The organism is Xenorhabdus sp. BG5, assembly GCF_015163665.1.
Classification (GTDB): domain Bacteria; phylum Pseudomonadota; class Gammaproteobacteria; order Enterobacterales; family Enterobacteriaceae; genus Xenorhabdus.
The window spans coordinates 87,818-103,869 of sequence record NZ_JADEUG010000002.1 but is presented as its reverse complement, the minus strand read 5'-3'; the positions used below and the strand labels follow the sequence as shown (position 1 = coordinate 103,869).

Below are 16,052 nucleotides of genomic sequence, written 5' to 3'. Positions count from 1 at the left end.
GGAAAACATGAGCTTTGATGGAAAAATTGCGCTGGTCACTGGCGCGAGCCGTGGCATAGGTCGCGCGATTGCAGAATTATTGGTTGAACGTGGTGCACGTGTTGTTGGCACCGCAACCAGTGAGAAGGGAGCTGAAGCAATCAGTGCCTTCCTTAGTGATAAAGGCAAAGGTTTTGTACTAAATGTCACAGATTCAGAATCTATTGAAAATGCACTATCGAATATTCGTGCTGAATTTGGTGAAATAGACATTTTAGTGAATAATGCAGGCATCACTCGTGATAACTTGTTGATGCGCATGAAAGATGACGAGTGGCAAGATATTATTGACACGAATCTTTCTTCGATTTTTCGTCTGTCAAAAGCAGTAATGCGCTCTATGATGAAAAAACGTTATGGACGTATTATTTCCATTGGCTCTGTTGTTGGAACGATGGGAAATGCGGGACAGGCGAATTACGCGGCAGCGAAAGCAGGAGTGATTGGTTTTAGTAAATCATTGGCTCGTGAAGTCGCTTCCCGCGGCATCACTGTTAACGTTGTTGCACCTGGTTTTATCGAAACTGATATGACCAGAGCGTTGACAGACGAACAACGTGCAGGCATTGCTGCTGGAATACCTGCTAATCGTCTTGGTGATGCAAAGGAAATTGCCAGTGCTGTAGCGTTTCTCGCTTCTGACGAGGCCGCTTACATTACGGGTGAAACATTGCATGTCAATGGTGGCATGTACATGATCTAAAAATGAGCGAACCCACTGTTTTTGATGTATTTTTTATACAAAAAAAGCTGATTGTGGTTCGACCAGCCGGGATTTGGTTGCATCTTTTCCTGTATTTTATAAACTACGAAAACCATCGCAAAAGCGAGTTTTGATAGGAAATTTAATAGTATGAGCACTATCGACGAACGCGTTAAGAAAATCATCGTTGAACAACTGGGTGTTAAAGAGGAAGAAGTTGTGAACACAGCTTCATTTGTTGATGACTTGGGCGCTGATTCTCTTGACACAGTTGAACTGGTAATGGCTCTGGAAGAAGAGTTCGATATCGAGATCCCAGACGAAGAAGCTGAAAAAATCACTACAGTTCAAGCTGCTATTGACTACGTTGAAAACGCAGGTAAATAAGCACACATACCTAGGCGGTCGTTCGACCGCCTATGTTTTTCGTCCCAAATTTTTTCCCTCCCTGGAGGATAACCGTGTCTAAGCGTCGAGTAGTCGTGACCGGACTAGGCATGTTATCTCCTGTCGGCAATACAGTAGAGTCTTCTTGGAACGCTGTTTGTGCCGGACAGAGTGGTATCGGCCTTATCGAACATTTTGATACCTCTAACCATGCAACGAAGTTTGCAGGTTTAGTGAAGAATTTTAATCATGAAGATTTCAATATTTCGCGCAAAGAAGCACGGAAGATGGATCTCTTTATTCAGTATGGTATTGCTGCGGGCAAACAAGCTATTGAAGATGCAGGGATCGAAGTAACAGAAGCCAATGCTAGCCGCTTTGGTGCTGCTATTGGTTCTGGTATTGGCGGGTTGGGCCTGATCGAAGAAAATCACAGTACGCTGTTATCGGCAGGGCCTCGTAAGGTCAGCCCATTCTTTGTACCTTCGACCATCATTAATATGGTGGCGGGCCATTTGAGTATCCTGTATGGTCTTCGTGGTCCGAGCATCTCCATTGCAACAGCATGTACGTCTGGCGTACATAATATCGGCCATGCAGCTCGCATTATTGCCTATAATGATGCTGATATTATGTTGGCAGGTGGTGCAGAAAAAGCGAGTACAGAGTTTGGCGTTGCTGGATTTGGTGCTGCACGTACATTGTCAACGCGTAATGATGATCCTCAAGGTGCAAGTCGTCCCTGGGATAAAGATCGTGATGGTTTTGTGCTGGGCGATGGGGCAGGTATTGTTGTACTTGAAGAGTATGAGCATGCGAAAAAGCGTGGTGCAAAAATCTATGCTGAAGTGATTGGCTTTGGCATGAGCAGTGATGCTTACCACATGACATCTCCGCCTCAAAATGGTGCAGGTGCGGCTTTAGCGATGCAAAATGCCCTGAAAGATGCAGGAATTTCACCAGAGCAAGTGGGTTACATCAATGCTCATGGTACTTCAACACCAGCGGGTGATATTGCAGAAGCGCGTGCAGTGGAGTCTGTTTTTGGTGAAGGCACTAAAGTGTTAGTGAGTTCAACCAAATCAATGACAGGCCATTTGTTGGGTGCAGCAGGCGCGATTGAATCTATTTTCACTATTCTTTCTCTGCGTGATCAGATTATCCCTCCAACCATTAACTTGGAAAATCAGGATGAGAATTGCCGTCTGGATTTAGTTCCAGGCCAGGCACGCAACGTTGAAGGAATGGAATACGCATTGTGTAACTCTTTTGGTTTCGGTGGCACCAATGGGTCATTGATTTTCCGCAAGATCTAAAATCACTTTGTGTTTACAAAAAGCCTCAACATTTGTTGGGGCTTTTTTATCAAAAATAAGAAGTTAACATGACGTATTGGATTAATGGTAATCAGTGCGATCATATACCTGTTAATGATCGTGCGGTGCAGTTTGGTGACGGCTGTTTTACCACAATAAGGGTTGAGCAAGGGATACCGGCTTTGCTACCTTTGCACATAAAACGGTTGCAGAAAGGTGTTGAAAAACTCTTTATGCCAGCGCTGGATTGGTTCCAACTTGAGAACCATATTAAACAGGTAGTGAAAGGGTGTGATTCTGGTGTTTTGAAAGTCATTCTTTCCAGAGGGACGGGAGGCCGTGGCTATAGTTTTGCTGACACGATTTCGCCTACCCAGATCTTGTCTTTGAGTTCATATCCTGAACGATATGTGACTCAGCGTCAAAAAGGTGTGTTATTGGCTCTTAGCCCTATTCCAATGGGAATTAATCCCTATCTGGCGGGTATTAAGCACTTAAATCGTTTGGAACAGGTTTTGATCAAACGGTTTATTGAACAATCAGGAGCAGATGAAGCCCTGGTACTTGATAGTGATGGTTTACTAGTTGAATGCGGCACTGCCAATATCTTTTGGCGAAAAGGAAAAAATGTTTATACGCCTGACCTCAGCCAGTGTGGGGTGGAAGGGGTTATGCGACAAAAGATCATCGAATTGTTGGCGAAAAGTGATTATAGCTTATCATTTGTTATGCGCTATCCCGAAGCTTTAGCTTATGCAGACGAAGTGATTATCTGTAATTCCTTGATGCCAGTGTTGCCAGTAAGTCAAATTCAAGCGCATAAAAATCAACCGACGTGGAAATATCAATCAAGAGAGTTGCATGAATATTTATTACCTGAATGTTTAAAACCTTAGCGAGTCAGTATTCAGAAGCACAAATAAAAGTGATTACCGGATGAAACTAAAAAAGCGCATTTTCATTCTGCCCGGCTTGCTTATTGCAATCGCTGTGATCGTATTTTTTTCTTTTATGAAGAAAATAGAGAACTTTGCTGATCAAGATATCAATCTTAGCCAAGAGCTTATATTGACTGTGCCAGCGGGAACTGGACGTGTTGGACTGCAAGCTTTACTGACCCAGTATAAATTAATTGAAGATAGTCAATTACTGCCATGGCTATTCCGTTTTAAACCAGAGCTGGCAAAGTTTAAGGCTGGCACTTACCGTTTGCAAAAGGGTATGTCTTTGCAGTCTGTCCTGCAACTGTTTGCCAGTGGCAAAGAAACTCAGTTTACCATTCGCTTTGTTGAAGGTAGTCGCCTTTCTGATTGGGTAAAAATATTGCAGAATGCGCCATACTTAAAACATGAAATAGAAAATAAGACACCGAAAGATCTGCTTGACGTTTTAGGCATGCAAGAGGGCGAGTCACTGGAAGGCTGGTTTTATCCTGATACCTATTTGTATACAGCCGGCACGAGTGACGTGGAGTTGCTTAAACGAGCCCATAACAAAATGAAAACAGTCGTCGGGCAGGAATGGGAAAGCAGGGAAAAGAATCTGCCATATAACAGTGCCTATGAAATGTTGATCATGGCCTCTATTATTGAAAAAGAGACAGCAATTGAATCTGAACGAACCAAAGTTGCCTCTGTATTCGTGAATCGTCTGCGGTTAAAGATGAAACTGCAAACTGATCCAACCGTCATTTATGGATTGGGAGATAAATATACGGGTACGATTTTTCGCAGCAATCTCAACACGTTTACACCATACAATACGTATATGATTGATGGGTTGCCACCAACCCCTATCGCCATGTCAGGTTTGGCTTCAATTAAGGCCGCAGCACATCCTGCTGTCACAGAATATTTATATTTTGTGGCGAATGGCGATGGGGGGCACACATTCACCACCAATCTGGTAGCACATAATAAGGCAGTAAGTCTTTATCGCCAAAGGTTAAAGCAGGATAAATGAGTAGCAAATTTATTGTAATTGAAGGGCTTGAGGGTGCTGGAAAAACAACGGCAATCCAAACAGTGGTTGAAACCTTGAAGCAGCAGGGTATTTCTGATTTGGTTTTAACCCGTGAACCTGGCGGGACACCGTTAGCAGAAAAATTACGTGAGCTGATTAAACAAGGGGTTGAAGGAGAATCACTGACAGATAAAGCAGAATTATTAATGTTATATGCTGCCAGAGTTCAATTGGTGGAAAATATTATTAAGCCAGCTTTAGCAAAGGGAACGTGGGTCATTGGTGATCGTCATGATCTCTCTTCCCAGGCTTATCAGGGGGGAGGCCGAGGTATCGATCAGCATTTGATGGCGTCACTACGCAATGCTGCATTGGGTGATTTTTCTCCAGATTTAACCCTTTATCTTGATGTACTTCCAGAAGTGGGCTTACAACGTGCTCTTGAGCGCGGTGAATTGGATCGGATTGAAAAGGAATCCTTAGACTTCTTCCACCGCACCCGTACAAGATATCTCGAACTTATGGCGAAAGATGACAGTATCAAAAAGATTGATGCAACCCAACCACTGGAAAAAGTGCAGGGTGATATTCGCCATACCTTACTTGCCTGGTTAAAAAACATTGACTAAAAGCACAGGAAATTCAGACAAGAACTGGTATCCGTGGCTCAATCATGCATACCGTCAGTTAGTTGAACTCCACCAACAAGGGCGCGGACATCATGCTATTTTGCTTCATGCTCATGCAGGAATGGGCGCTGATGCATTATTATATGGTTTGAGTCGTTGGTTAATGTGTCAGAATAAACAGGGCATTAAAAGCTGTGGCGAATGCCACGGCTGCCATTTGATGTTGGCGGAAACGCATTCTGACTGGCATGTTCTTGCGCCTGAAAAGGGAAAAAATGTCATTGGGGTAGATGCAGTACGTCAGCTCAGCGAGAAGCTCTATGAATATTCTCAGCAAGGGGGAGCCAAAATTGCCTGGATCACATCCGCAGAATCCCTGACTGATGCTGCTTCTAACGCCTTATTGAAAACGTTGGAAGAACCGCCGCAAAACACCTACTTTTTGTTGCAATGTCAAAGCCCTATAAATTTGTTGGCAACACTACGCAGCCGCTGTTTTTACTATTTTATTCCAGTCCCTGAAATCTCGACGGGGCTTTATTGGCTACAAAAACAGCTTCCAGCGATATCCTCTTTGGATGCACAAACAGCATTGAAACTTTCTCAGGGAGCGCCATTAGCCGCGGAGCAACTACTCCAAACTGAAAAATGGCAACAGAGGAATTCACTTTGCCAGGCGATTGAACAGGCATTACATAAATGTGATACCCTGTCACTTTTACCCTTACTGAATCGTGATGATGTGCAGCAATCTTTACATTGGTTGATCAGCTTATTATCCGATGCAGTGAAATGGCAGCAGCAGGCGCAAAATTACTGTATTAACCAAGATCAGCAGGCTCTGATTCATTATCTTGCTGCTAGCCAAAGTGTAGAAACATTATTAAAGACAGTTGATGATTGGGTGTATTGTCGTCATCAATTATTATCTGTGGTGGGAGTCAATCGGGAATTGTTGTTAACGGAACAATTACTCAATTGGGAAAGGCAATTTTGTCCTGCACAATAACTTAGTTAGATATGAGCATATTATGTTTTTAGTTGATTCACATTGTCATCTCGATTGCCTTGATTATGAAACGCTGCACCAAAGTGTAGATGATGTTGTGGCGAAAGCGGCCGAACGGGATGTGAAATATATGCTGGCGGTGGCAACCACGTTGCCTGGTTTCCGGCAAATGAAGGAATTGATTGGTAAGCGGGAGAACGTCGCGTATTCCTGTGGCATCCACCCATTGAATTTGGATGAGGGCTACGATTTCGAAGAGCTTGCCCGGCTAGCTGCGGATGAAGACGTTGTCGCAATGGGAGAAACTGGCTTGGATTATTATTATCAGCAAGAAAATGCTGAACTCCAGAGAACTTCATTTCGTCAACATATTCGCATTGGCCGTGAATTAAATAAGCCAGTGATTGTGCATACCCGTGACGCAAGAGACGATACATTGATGGTTTTGCGGGAAGAAAAAGTCCAGGATTGTGGCGGCGTGTTGCACTGTTTCACAGAAGATAAAGAAACGGCAAGGGCTTTGCTGGATTTGGGTTTTTATCTCTCTTTTTCTGGTATTGTGACCTTCCGTAATGCCGAGCAGATCCGTGAAGCGGCAAGATTTGTGCCACTCGATCGCATTCTGGTGGAAACTGATTCACCTTATCTGGCACCGGTTCCCCATCGAGGTAAACAGAATCAGCCAGCTTATGTACGTGATGTTGCTGAGTATATGGCAGTGTTGAAAGGTGTCAGTATTGATGAATTGGCGGCGGTGACGACAAGAAATTTTTGTGAACTATTTCATGTCAATATTAAAGAAAACTAAATTAGTGTCACATGGTGTTTTTAGGCCTCACAATAAACAGGAGAAGTAAAATGGCAGAAGAAACTATTTTTAGTAAAATCATCCGTCGAGAAATTCCTTCTGATATTATTTATCAGGATGATTTGGTCACTGCATTTCGCGACATTTCCCCGCAGGCACCAACCCACATTTTGATCGTACCGAATATATTGATCCCAACCGTTAATGATGTTACCGCTGATCATGAACTTGCGTTGGGACGTCTATTTACAGTAGCAGCGAAAATAGCAAAAGAGGAAGGCATTGCAGAAGATGGTTATCGCTTGATCATGAACTGTAATCGCCATTCTGGACAGGAAGTTTTCCATATCCACATGCATTTAGTGGGTGGACGTCCATTGGGACCGCTATTAGCCAAATAATAACCTAATTTATGTATATCGGTACAAAGTAGTGATGTAACTGGAGTAGATTAATGAAAAAAATTCTCTTTGTTATGTTATCGGCAATGTTGCTGGCGAGTTGTGTTGCTCCAGAAACACAGCAGCCTGCTCCTGTTACACCGGTAGAGCCAGAGAAAAAACCGGAACCGTCGGTAGGACCATCAGAAAAAGTTCCCCAGCCGCCTAAAATTCAATCTATTAATTGGGATAGCATTGTGCAGCCGTTAATTGATCAGATGATTAATGCTAATGGTGTGGAAGCGGGAAAATTACTGTTGGTTGATTCTGTCAAGAACAACACTAATGGTTCATTACGAACCCTGAAAGCCACAGATGTGATCACGAATGTCATCAGCAATAAACATACTTTTCAGGTTGTACCGAAATCTCAAGTCCATTTAGCCAGACAGGCGCTGGGATTATCATCGGAAGATAGCCTGGGATTGCGCAGCAAGTCCATTGGATTGGCACGTTATTTAAATGCCGATTATGTTCTCTATTCTGTTGTCTCCAATAATCGTGGTCAACGTGACCTGGAGATGCAGTTAATGTTGGTTAAAACTGGCGAAATACTCTGGTCAGGCCGTGGTGACGTTAACTAATGGCAACGTTTTGCTCAGGGTGTTGTGTCAGTTATGGCCTGATATTCCCGCAGACTCTTGGGAAATTAGGTCATTAACGGGTTTGACACAGGGAAGTTACTCTATTGCTAATACAACGACAAATGAAGTATGTCAGATGGTTGGACGCGCACAAACACCGCATAATGGAACGCTTGGCATAGATCGCCAACGAGAAAACCAGATCTTGCGACGTGTATCTTCCACAGGCATTGCGCCTAAAGTCGTGGCTATGCACGGTTCCTGGCTATTGCTTGAATGGATCATGGGAACAAAAGTCACACCAGATACATTGAGTCAGCCGATTTTGCAGCAAGGACTGGCGCAAACACTTGCTATTCTTCACAGTCATTCCCCACTGGGTTATCCCCTGCAATTAAGAAAGCAAATTGCCGTCCAGTGGCAGCAGATTGACAGAAAACGCTTATCTCCTCGTTGGTTACGTCTGCACAAATTTTTTATGGCAACCCGATTACCCACCGCACTAAAAATCGCTCCGGCTCATATGGATGTTCACTCTGATAATCTATTAATGACTGAAAAAGGGTTAAAATTGATTGATTGGGAGTACGCTGCGGATGTCGATATTGGCTTTTCACTGGCTGTACTATTCAAGGGAAATCAATGGGATGAGGCGCAGCAAAAAGCTTTTTTGGATTATTATTGTACTCAGGCATCAGGATATTCAGATATCCACCTATTGCAGCAACAAATTAAGCGATGGGAGCCGTGGGTCAGTTATATGATGTTAATGTGGTATGAAGTGCGCTGGCAGCAGACAAGAGACCAACAATTTTTATCGTTGGCGCATCCCTTACGCCAAGCTTTTAACCTGTCGTAATGAATCTAATAACCAATATAAAGAGAAGTGAGGAAGGCTATGGGGCCAGTAATGTTAGATGTTGTTGGCTATGAATTGGATCACGAAGAGCGCGAAATTCTACAGCATCCATTAGTGGGTGGCTTAATTTTGTTTACCCGCAACTTCCACGATACGGAGCAATTACGTGAATTGGTTCGCCAAATTCGCGCAGCTTCCCGCCACCGTTTGGTGGTTGCTGTTGATCAGGAAGGCGGACGTGTTCAGCGTTTTCATGAAGGGTTTACGCGTTTACCTGCGGCACAATCTTTTGCTTGTGTACATGACATGTTGATGGGAGCACATCTGGCAAAAGAGTCTGGTTGGTTAATGGCATCAGAAATGATCGCAATGGATATCGATATCAGCTTTGCGCCAGTATTGGACTTAGGGCATAAATGTGTAGCCATTGGTGAACGTTCATTCCACGAAGAGCTTGAACCTGCGATGGCAATGGCAGAAAAATTTATCCAGGGAATGCATTCTGCGGGAATGAAATCGACGGGGAAACATTTTCCGGGACATGGGGCAGTGACGGCAGATTCTCATAAAGAAACGCCAAGGGATAACCGTCCCATGGATGCTATTAGTTGTCATGATATGGTGATTTTCCGCGATTTTATCCAGCGTAATCTGCTGGATGCCATTATGCCTGCTCACGTGATTTATCCGCAGATAGATCACCGTCCTGCAAGTGGCTCACCCTATTGGTTGAAATCCATACTTCGTGAGCAATTAGGCTTTAAAGGCGTTATTTTTTCCGATGATTTGTCGATGGAAGGCGCCGCAGTGATGGGCTGTTATGCTGAACGAGCTAAAGCCTCATTAGATGCTGGTTGTGACATGATTTTAGTGTGCAACAATCGAGCAGGGGCGGTCAGTGTGCTGGATAATTTGCCGATAATTGAATCACCTAAAGTCAAACAGTTATATCATCAAGGCAAACAATTTAGTTTGGAAGAATTACAGCAATCTGAACGTTGGCAAAAAGCTAACCAGGCGTTACAGGGTTTGTGTGAACAATTTTTGTGATTGATGTCTAATTAATCAAAAGAATTTAGTTGTGACTATTTTCGGTATGACCAACTGACCTGCCATGATATTCTGGAGATATTTGCAATATGAAATTTGTTTAGCTTGAAGTTATTTAAGGACGTTATTTAAGGTTTTTACTCAAAGAAACGACTTAGCGCCTTACATAACATTATGTTGTATTTTCAGTGGGGTATTCATGACAACGCCAAAGACAAGAATTGTCATCATTGGTGGGGGCGCTGGTGGTTTAGAGCTAGCAACGCGTTTGGGACACAAATTAGGGCGTAAGAAAAAAGCCGAAATTACTTTGGTGGATCGCAATAATAGCCATTTATGGAAACCACTATTGCATGAAGTTGCAACGGGGTCTCTGGATGATGGTGTTGATGCATTGAGTTATTTAGCTCATGCAAGCAACCATTATTTCAATTTCCAGCTAGGCACACTCACGAATATCAATCGTGAAGGGAAGAAAATTACTCTGGCTGGGATCAGTAATGAAGATGGTGATTTGTTGATACCAGAGCGTGAACTGGCTTACGACATTCTTGTCATGGCATTGGGCAGCCAATCTAACGATTTTGGCACGGCGGGTGTGAAGGAAAATTGTATTTTCCTTGATAACCCGCAGCAGGCACATCGTTTCCACAATGAAATGTTGAACCTGTTCCTGAAATATTCTGCAAATCATCGTGCAGAAGAAAAAGTGAATATTGCGATTGTTGGTGGTGGTGCGACGGGCGTAGAGCTTTCCGCGGAACTCTATAATGCGGTTAAGCAACTTAACAGTTATGGCTTTGAAAGCCTGAATTCAGATGCCCTTAACGTGACGTTGGTTGAGGCAGGGGAGCGTATTCTGCCTGCATTGCCGACACGCATTTCCAGTGCAGCCCATCAAGAGTTGACTAAGCTGGGTGTTAAGGTATTAACCAAGACAATGGTGACCAGTGCCGATGAGCATGGGTTGAATACCAAAGAGGGTGAGCAGATCAAAGCTTCCTTGCTGGTTTGGGCTGCGGGAATTAAAGCACCTGACTTTATGAAAGATATCGGTGGATTGGAAACCAATCGTATTAACCAATTGGTGGTAAAACCAACGTTGCAAACCACACGGGATGATCATATTTTTGCCATTGGGGATTGTGCATCATGCCCGAAAAAAGAGGGGGGTTTTGTTCCTCCTCGTGCGCAATCCGCTCACCAGATGGCAAGCCGGTGTTATGACAATATCCTGGCATTGTTGAATGAAAAACCATTGAAAGAGTATGTTTACAAAGATCATGGTTCATTAGTTTCATTATCCAAGTTCAGTACTGTTGGTAGCCTGATGGGGAACTTGATGCGTGGTTCAATGATGGTTGAAGGCCGTATTGCTCGTATAGTCTATATTTCTTTGTATCGTATGCATCAGGTAGCGCTGCATGGATATATTAAAACAGGTTTGATGATGCTGGTTGGAGGAATTAACCGCGTTATTCGACCACGCCTGAAGTTGCATTAATTAGTTACAAAATGGCTCATCTTAAAGTACTTTATTGAGGTGGGTCATTTATCTACTCATTATGTTTATTATTATACATATCATAATTATTCTTCTCTAAAGTTAACCTGATTATTTACTATAATGAATAAAACTGTATTTGAATAAAATTTGGCTCTCGTTTTAATTAATTCATTATTGTTATATGTGATAATTTTTTTAAATAATAACCCGTAATTATATTGATATGTTATACAAGATATATTTAATTGATGTAGTTATGCATACCTACCTAATAGATAATCAAATAATTTATCAGCAGATTTAATTAATCGTTATAATAAAGCTTGTTTTAGTCAGGTTACCTTGGCATCACAATTTTGTTCAGTCTGTAGGATCAGGACATTAGGGGTATATCTTTTATTTTTGGGGTTGTATGTGCTTTTTATATGGCAACTTTTATTGTGACAATTTTTTATGTACTAACTCTTAATGAAATAGGTATAGAAGCTATTTTTTTCGTAAAATCAATGCTGAAACTATTTATCATAATAAATGACCACACGAATAAGTGCTTAATGATTTTACTGATTTAATGGAATAGGATTTTTCTCAATAATTAACTTAGCGCACTTTTAGCTTATTTAAAATAGTTGCGAAATATTCTCTTAATCAAATTTTGTGGAAAACTATTAATATATCAAGGTGCTATGTGGTTAAGCTAACGATAAGACAGTATGTAATGAGTGCTATAATGACTATTATTGCTATTGCCATCATTGGTATAGCCGCAACGTTATATTTTGAATCTCCACGCCCCAGCGTTGCGCATGTATTATCTTCGAAACCTATCAGATCAACGGTTGTTTTTCGTCAATCCTATTGCCATATTGCCGTATTTCCCATTCCTGTTACAGTAAAAGGTATTGCGCATAATCATTTGATTAAATATGAATATCGTATTTTAACCCTTCTTAACCATTTGAAAGCTAATAGAAAATATCCTGCTTTAATCCACTCGGTGTTAAAAAACTGTACAGAATTTCATTTTAAGAAACCACGTGTTGTTGCCTATGACGTAACTTATGTTATTGGTGAGCAACCAGGAAAAGTTAGGATAGAGTACAAGCCCAATGGCACTATCCCTTTAAATGAGAAAGGACAATTGATTCTGAAATCACATTCACAACAATGAGTTTTTCTAACTATTTAGTGGAGAGTAAAAAAGATTGCACTGTTCCGTGTTTAGTTCGCATTGAGTGGTAATTTAGCGAACTGGGCAAAATAGTGCAATCATGACATGACTTTTATCGCTCAAGTGGCTTGATTAGACATCACTTTTGTGTAGATCGAAATTTTCTAATAATTGCTGGATAAACGATAAACGAGTGGCCCGTTCGGTTAACTCAGTAATAAATTTCAATTTATAAGGTCCATCCAATCGGTAAATATTGGGCTGCGTTTGTAACAAACTAATGAGATAATTCGGATCGACTTTATTATGATGACCAAATTCAATAAACCCTCCTTTTTCATGTGCTTCAATGCGTTTGATACCGAGTTGTTGGGCGATCAGGCGAATAGAAGCAGATTGCAGCAGTTGGCGCCCTGAATCGGGTAGAATACCAAATCGGTCAATAAGTTCGACTTTCAGTTCATCCAATTCGAGATTATTTTGTGCACTGGCAATGCGCTTATAGAAAGATAAGCGTATGTTGACATCTGGAATATAGTCATCAGGTAAAAGCACAGGCATACGCAATTCTATCTCAGTCTGGTTGTTGGTGAGATCTTCAAGCGAAGGCTCCCGCCCATTTTTAAGGGCATCAACGGCACTTTCCAATAATTCCATATAGAGAGTAAAGCCGATGCTGGTCATCTGCCCACTTTGGTCTTCACCCAACAATTCGCCAGCTCCCCTAATTTCCAAATCGTGGGTAGCCAATGCAAAACCAGCCCCCAGATCTTCGAGAGATGAAATAGCCTCCAGCCGTTTTTGTGCATCGCTGGTCATGGTTTTTGGATGCGGTGTCAGCAAATAAGCATAAGCCTGATGATGGGAGCGCCCGACACGCCCACGTAATTGGTGCAATTGGGCCAGGCCAAAATGATCGGCACGTTCGATGATGATGGTATTGGCGCTGGGAATATCGATGCCCGTTTCGATGATAGTGGTACACACCAGAACATTAAAGCGTTGGTGATGGAAATCCGTCATAACGCGTTCCAGATCACGCTCACGCATTTGCCCATGTCCCACAACAATTCTGGCTTCGGGAACCAACTCTTCCAGTCGGGCTTTTGCCTTTTCGATATTTTCAACATCGTTATACAGATAGTAAACCTGCCCGCCGCGCAAAATTTCACGCAGGATAGATTCACGTACCACCAGGCTATCATATTCACGTACAAACGTTTTTACTGCCAGACGACGGGCGGGGGGCGTCGCAATAATGGAAAGATCACGCATGCCACTCATTGCCATATTGAGCGTTCGAGGGATAGGGGTGGCGGTGAGTGTCAGGACATCAACATCTGCCCGAAGAGCTTTGATACGCTCTTTATGGCGAACGCCGAAACGATGTTCCTCATCAACGATCAACAAACCGAGATCTTTCCAGCGCAGATCACTTTGCAGGAGTTTATGAGTACCAATAATGATATCCACTTTGCCTTCCGCTGCCATATTAATGACCTGTTGTTGTTCTTTTGCACTACGAAAGCGTGACATAACTTCAATATGCACAGGCCAATTGGCAAAGCGATCGCGGAAATTATCATAATGCTGCTGTGCTAATAAGGTGGTTGGCACAAGCACTGCGACTTGCTTATTATTGATGACGGACAGGAACGCGGCACGCATGGCGACTTCTGTTTTTCCAAACCCGACATCGCCACATACCAGCCTATCCATAGCAATAGGTTCGCACATATCATCAAGTACTGCATTGATGGCTTGTTCTTGATCAGGCGTTGTGTCAAAGGGAAAACTTTGGCAGAACAGTTGGTACTGTTCGCGGTCGTTTTTGAAAGCAAAACCCAGTTTCACGGCCCGTTGTGCGTAAACATCCAGGAGTTCGGCTGCAACATCACGCACCTTTTCAGCCGCTTTCTGGCGCGCTTTGTTCCATGCCTCTCCGCCCAATTTATGCAAGGGAGCACTCTCCTCAGCACCACCCGCATAGCGGCTGATGAGATGAAGTGAAGAGACAGGCACATACAATTTGTCTTCTCCGGCATAAGTCAGGATAAGATACTCTGCCTTAATGCCACCCGCTTCTAATGTTATCAGCCCCTGATAGCGGCCAACGCCATGTTCAAGGTGAACAACAGGTTGTCCATGCCGTAATTCAGCGAGATTGCGGATCAATGTATCAGTATTAATCGTGCGCCGGTTATCCTGGCGGCGACGGCTGACACGTTCGCCAAGCATGTCACTTTCACAAATCAGGGCGAGATTGTTATCTTCATCAATAAAACCATGCTCTGCGGCGCCAACCATCAAATAATGGCCGGGATTATTGGCATCAGTGAGCTGATTTATTTTTTTCGGTTTGACTTTGATTCGGGACAACAATTCTTTTATGGATTCCCGGCGCCCTTCACTTTCCACTGAAAACACGATCTTGCCGCTGAATTGTTCCATAAAACGGCGTAATTTATCCAATGGCTCTTTTTGCTGTGCAGCAACCGATAAATCAGGCAAAGGATGATAGGCTAAGTTGATATTCCTTGCTTTTTGGGGAAGGGATTCATTATCAACTTCAATCCGAGGCCAATTTTTCAATTCCGCGAATAGCTTATTGACAGGCAACCAGAGCTGTTCAGGAGAGAGTAACGGGCGCATGGGATCAACGTTGCGGCTTTCAAAACGTAATTTGGTATCTTGCCAGAAACGCTCCGCAGCACTGACCAAATTCTGGGTAATCAGCAGGGTATTTTCGGGCAGATATTCAAAGATGGCGGTTAAGGGGTGTTCAAAGAACAATGGCTGCCAATATTCAATGCCAGCAGGTAGCATTTTTTTACTGACTTGCTGATAAATATGTTCAGCATCACGACGGACTTCGAACTGTTCGCGCCATTGGCTGCGAAACAGCTCAATCGCATTTTGGTCGGTTGGGAACTCATGGGCGGGCAATAAATTGATTTTTTCTACTTCGGTCAAGGTGCGTTGGCTATCCACATCAAAAGTGCGTAGGCTGTCTATCTCATCATCAAAAAAATCAATGCGATAAGGATATTCGCTGCCCATAGGGAAAAGATCAAACAAAGCTCCGCGTGTCGCAAATTCGCCATGTTCAAGTACCTGTTCAACACTGCGATAACCCGCTTGTTCCAGCTCCGACCGCAGTTTGTCACGTGAAAGACGTTGCCCTTTGTGCATGACCAATGCATGTCCTTTGAGATAATCGTGTGGGCAGACACGTTGCATCAAGGTGTTGACGGGAAGGATTAATACCCCCTCCATCATAAAGGGTAAGTGATAAAGCGTGGACAGGCGGTTGGAGATAATTTCTTGGTGAGGAGAAAAACTATCGTAGGGCAAAGTTTCCCAATCTGACATAGTATTTATTGGTGCGTCGGTGAACTGTTGAATTTCATCACGCAATCGTAGGGCATTTTGCATATCTTTGGTCACCAGCAATATTGGCCCTGGGTGACGTTCAATGATTTCGGCACATTCAACGGCGCAGGCTGCACCCGTCAAATGACCTAAGTAGCGGGTATCGCCGCGGCTTTCAGGAAGTTGATAACGATATTTTGCTGACATAAGCGTTTG

The 16,052-nt window shown here is 43.1% G+C and carries 15 protein-coding genes; 14 read left to right on the top strand and 1 reads right to left on the bottom strand.

Going from position 1 to position 16,052, the window contains the following annotated elements; all coding sequences use genetic code 11:
• The first annotated feature begins 7 nt into the window (after nucleotides 1-7).
• The 14 genes from fabG to umoD all read left to right on the top strand — a co-directional run bounded on the left by fabG (nucleotide 8) and on the right by umoD (nucleotide 12,464).
• A complete protein-coding gene (gene fabG / locus IQ209_RS02475) occupies nucleotides 8-742 on the top strand; it encodes a 3-oxoacyl-ACP reductase FabG (protein ID WP_193848675.1) in 735 nt (244 codons plus the stop codon).
• Between the two features lie 150 nt (nucleotides 743-892).
• Nucleotides 893-1,129: an acyl carrier protein gene (gene acpP, locus IQ209_RS02470; RefSeq protein WP_012989255.1), complete on the top strand. Its 237-nt coding sequence runs from the start codon at nucleotides 893-895 to the stop codon at nucleotides 1,127-1,129.
• Between the two features lie 74 nt (nucleotides 1,130-1,203).
• Nucleotides 1,204-2,445, top strand: coding sequence for a beta-ketoacyl-ACP synthase II (gene fabF, locus IQ209_RS02465; protein WP_193848673.1), 1,242 nt, complete (start codon nucleotides 1,204-1,206; stop codon nucleotides 2,443-2,445).
• A gap of 68 nt (nucleotides 2,446-2,513) precedes the next feature.
• Nucleotides 2,514-3,341, top strand: a complete 828-nt coding sequence (gene pabC / locus IQ209_RS02460) for an aminodeoxychorismate lyase (protein ID WP_193848671.1) — start codon at nucleotides 2,514-2,516, stop codon at nucleotides 3,339-3,341.
• Between the two features lie 40 nt (nucleotides 3,342-3,381).
• Nucleotides 3,382-4,407, top strand: coding sequence for an endolytic transglycosylase MltG (mltG, locus tag IQ209_RS02455; protein WP_193848669.1), 1,026 nt, complete (start codon nucleotides 3,382-3,384; stop codon nucleotides 4,405-4,407).
• A complete protein-coding gene (tmk, locus tag IQ209_RS02450; RefSeq protein WP_193848667.1) occupies nucleotides 4,404-5,036 on the top strand; it encodes a dTMP kinase in 633 nt (210 codons plus the stop codon). Before mltG ends, tmk begins: the two co-directional genes overlap by 4 nt.
• Nucleotides 5,029-6,045, top strand: a complete 1,017-nt coding sequence (gene holB, locus IQ209_RS02445; RefSeq protein WP_193848665.1) for a DNA polymerase III subunit delta' — start codon at nucleotides 5,029-5,031, stop codon at nucleotides 6,043-6,045. Before tmk ends, holB begins: the two co-directional genes overlap by 8 nt.
• A gap of 22 nt (nucleotides 6,046-6,067) precedes the next feature.
• Nucleotides 6,068-6,853 carry a metal-dependent hydrolase gene (locus tag IQ209_RS02440; protein ID WP_193848663.1) on the top strand — a complete coding sequence of 262 codons (786 nt, stop codon included), beginning with the start codon at nucleotides 6,068-6,070 and terminating at the stop codon, nucleotides 6,851-6,853.
• Between the two features lie 50 nt (nucleotides 6,854-6,903).
• Nucleotides 6,904-7,254, top strand: coding sequence for a purine nucleoside phosphoramidase (gene hinT, locus IQ209_RS02435; RefSeq protein ID WP_193848661.1), 351 nt, complete (start codon nucleotides 6,904-6,906; stop codon nucleotides 7,252-7,254).
• Nucleotides 7,255-7,307: 53 nt separating this feature from the next.
• A complete protein-coding gene (gene lpoB, locus IQ209_RS02430) occupies nucleotides 7,308-7,877 on the top strand; it encodes a penicillin-binding protein activator LpoB (RefSeq protein ID WP_193848659.1) in 570 nt (189 codons plus the stop codon).
• The gene (locus IQ209_RS02425; protein ID WP_339378873.1) at nucleotides 7,861-8,736 is read left to right on the top strand and encodes a phosphotransferase; all 876 of its coding nucleotides are present in this window, start codon (nucleotides 7,861-7,863) and stop codon (nucleotides 8,734-8,736) included. Before lpoB ends, IQ209_RS02425 begins: the two co-directional genes overlap by 17 nt.
• A 39-nt stretch (nucleotides 8,737-8,775) precedes the next feature.
• Entirely contained in the window at nucleotides 8,776-9,786 is a 1,011-nt protein-coding gene (gene nagZ / locus IQ209_RS02420) for a beta-N-acetylhexosaminidase (RefSeq protein ID WP_193848657.1), read from the top strand.
• Nucleotides 9,787-9,985: 199 nt separating this feature from the next.
• Entirely contained in the window at nucleotides 9,986-11,290 is a 1,305-nt protein-coding gene (locus tag IQ209_RS02415) for an NAD(P)/FAD-dependent oxidoreductase (RefSeq protein ID WP_193848655.1), read from the top strand.
• Between the two features lie 691 nt (nucleotides 11,291-11,981).
• Nucleotides 11,982-12,464: a UmoD family flagellar biogenesis regulator gene (gene umoD / locus IQ209_RS02410; RefSeq protein ID WP_193848653.1), complete on the top strand. Its 483-nt coding sequence runs from the start codon at nucleotides 11,982-11,984 to the stop codon at nucleotides 12,462-12,464.
• Nucleotides 12,465-12,596: 132 nt separating this feature from the next.
• Here the strand turns inward: umoD and mfd are convergent, their stop codons facing one another.
• Nucleotides 12,597-16,043 carry a transcription-repair coupling factor gene (gene mfd, locus IQ209_RS02405; protein WP_193848651.1) on the bottom strand — a complete coding sequence of 1,149 codons (3,447 nt, stop codon included), beginning with the start codon at nucleotides 16,041-16,043 and terminating at the stop codon, nucleotides 12,597-12,599.
• Nucleotides 16,044-16,052 lie beyond the last annotated feature (9 nt).

Coding starts and splice junctions, on each gene's coding strand:
- mfd (WP_193848651.1), bottom strand. CDS start 16,043: ATGTCAGCAAAATATCGTTATCAACTTCCTGAAAGCCGCGGCGATACC.
- hinT (WP_193848661.1), top strand. CDS start 6,904: ATGGCAGAAGAAACTATTTTTAGTAAAATCATCCGTCGAGAAATTCCT.
- nagZ (WP_193848657.1), top strand. CDS start 8,776: ATGGGGCCAGTAATGTTAGATGTTGTTGGCTATGAATTGGATCACGAA.
- tmk (WP_193848667.1), top strand. CDS start 4,404: ATGAGTAGCAAATTTATTGTAATTGAAGGGCTTGAGGGTGCTGGAAAA.
- IQ209_RS02440 (WP_193848663.1), top strand. CDS start 6,068: ATGTTTTTAGTTGATTCACATTGTCATCTCGATTGCCTTGATTATGAA.
- acpP (WP_012989255.1), top strand. CDS start 893: ATGAGCACTATCGACGAACGCGTTAAGAAAATCATCGTTGAACAACTG.
- mltG (WP_193848669.1), top strand. CDS start 3,382: ATGAAACTAAAAAAGCGCATTTTCATTCTGCCCGGCTTGCTTATTGCA.
- fabG (WP_193848675.1), top strand. CDS start 8: ATGAGCTTTGATGGAAAAATTGCGCTGGTCACTGGCGCGAGCCGTGGC.
- lpoB (WP_193848659.1), top strand. CDS start 7,308: ATGAAAAAAATTCTCTTTGTTATGTTATCGGCAATGTTGCTGGCGAGT.
- IQ209_RS02415 (WP_193848655.1), top strand. CDS start 9,986: ATGACAACGCCAAAGACAAGAATTGTCATCATTGGTGGGGGCGCTGGT.
- pabC (WP_193848671.1), top strand. CDS start 2,514: ATGACGTATTGGATTAATGGTAATCAGTGCGATCATATACCTGTTAAT.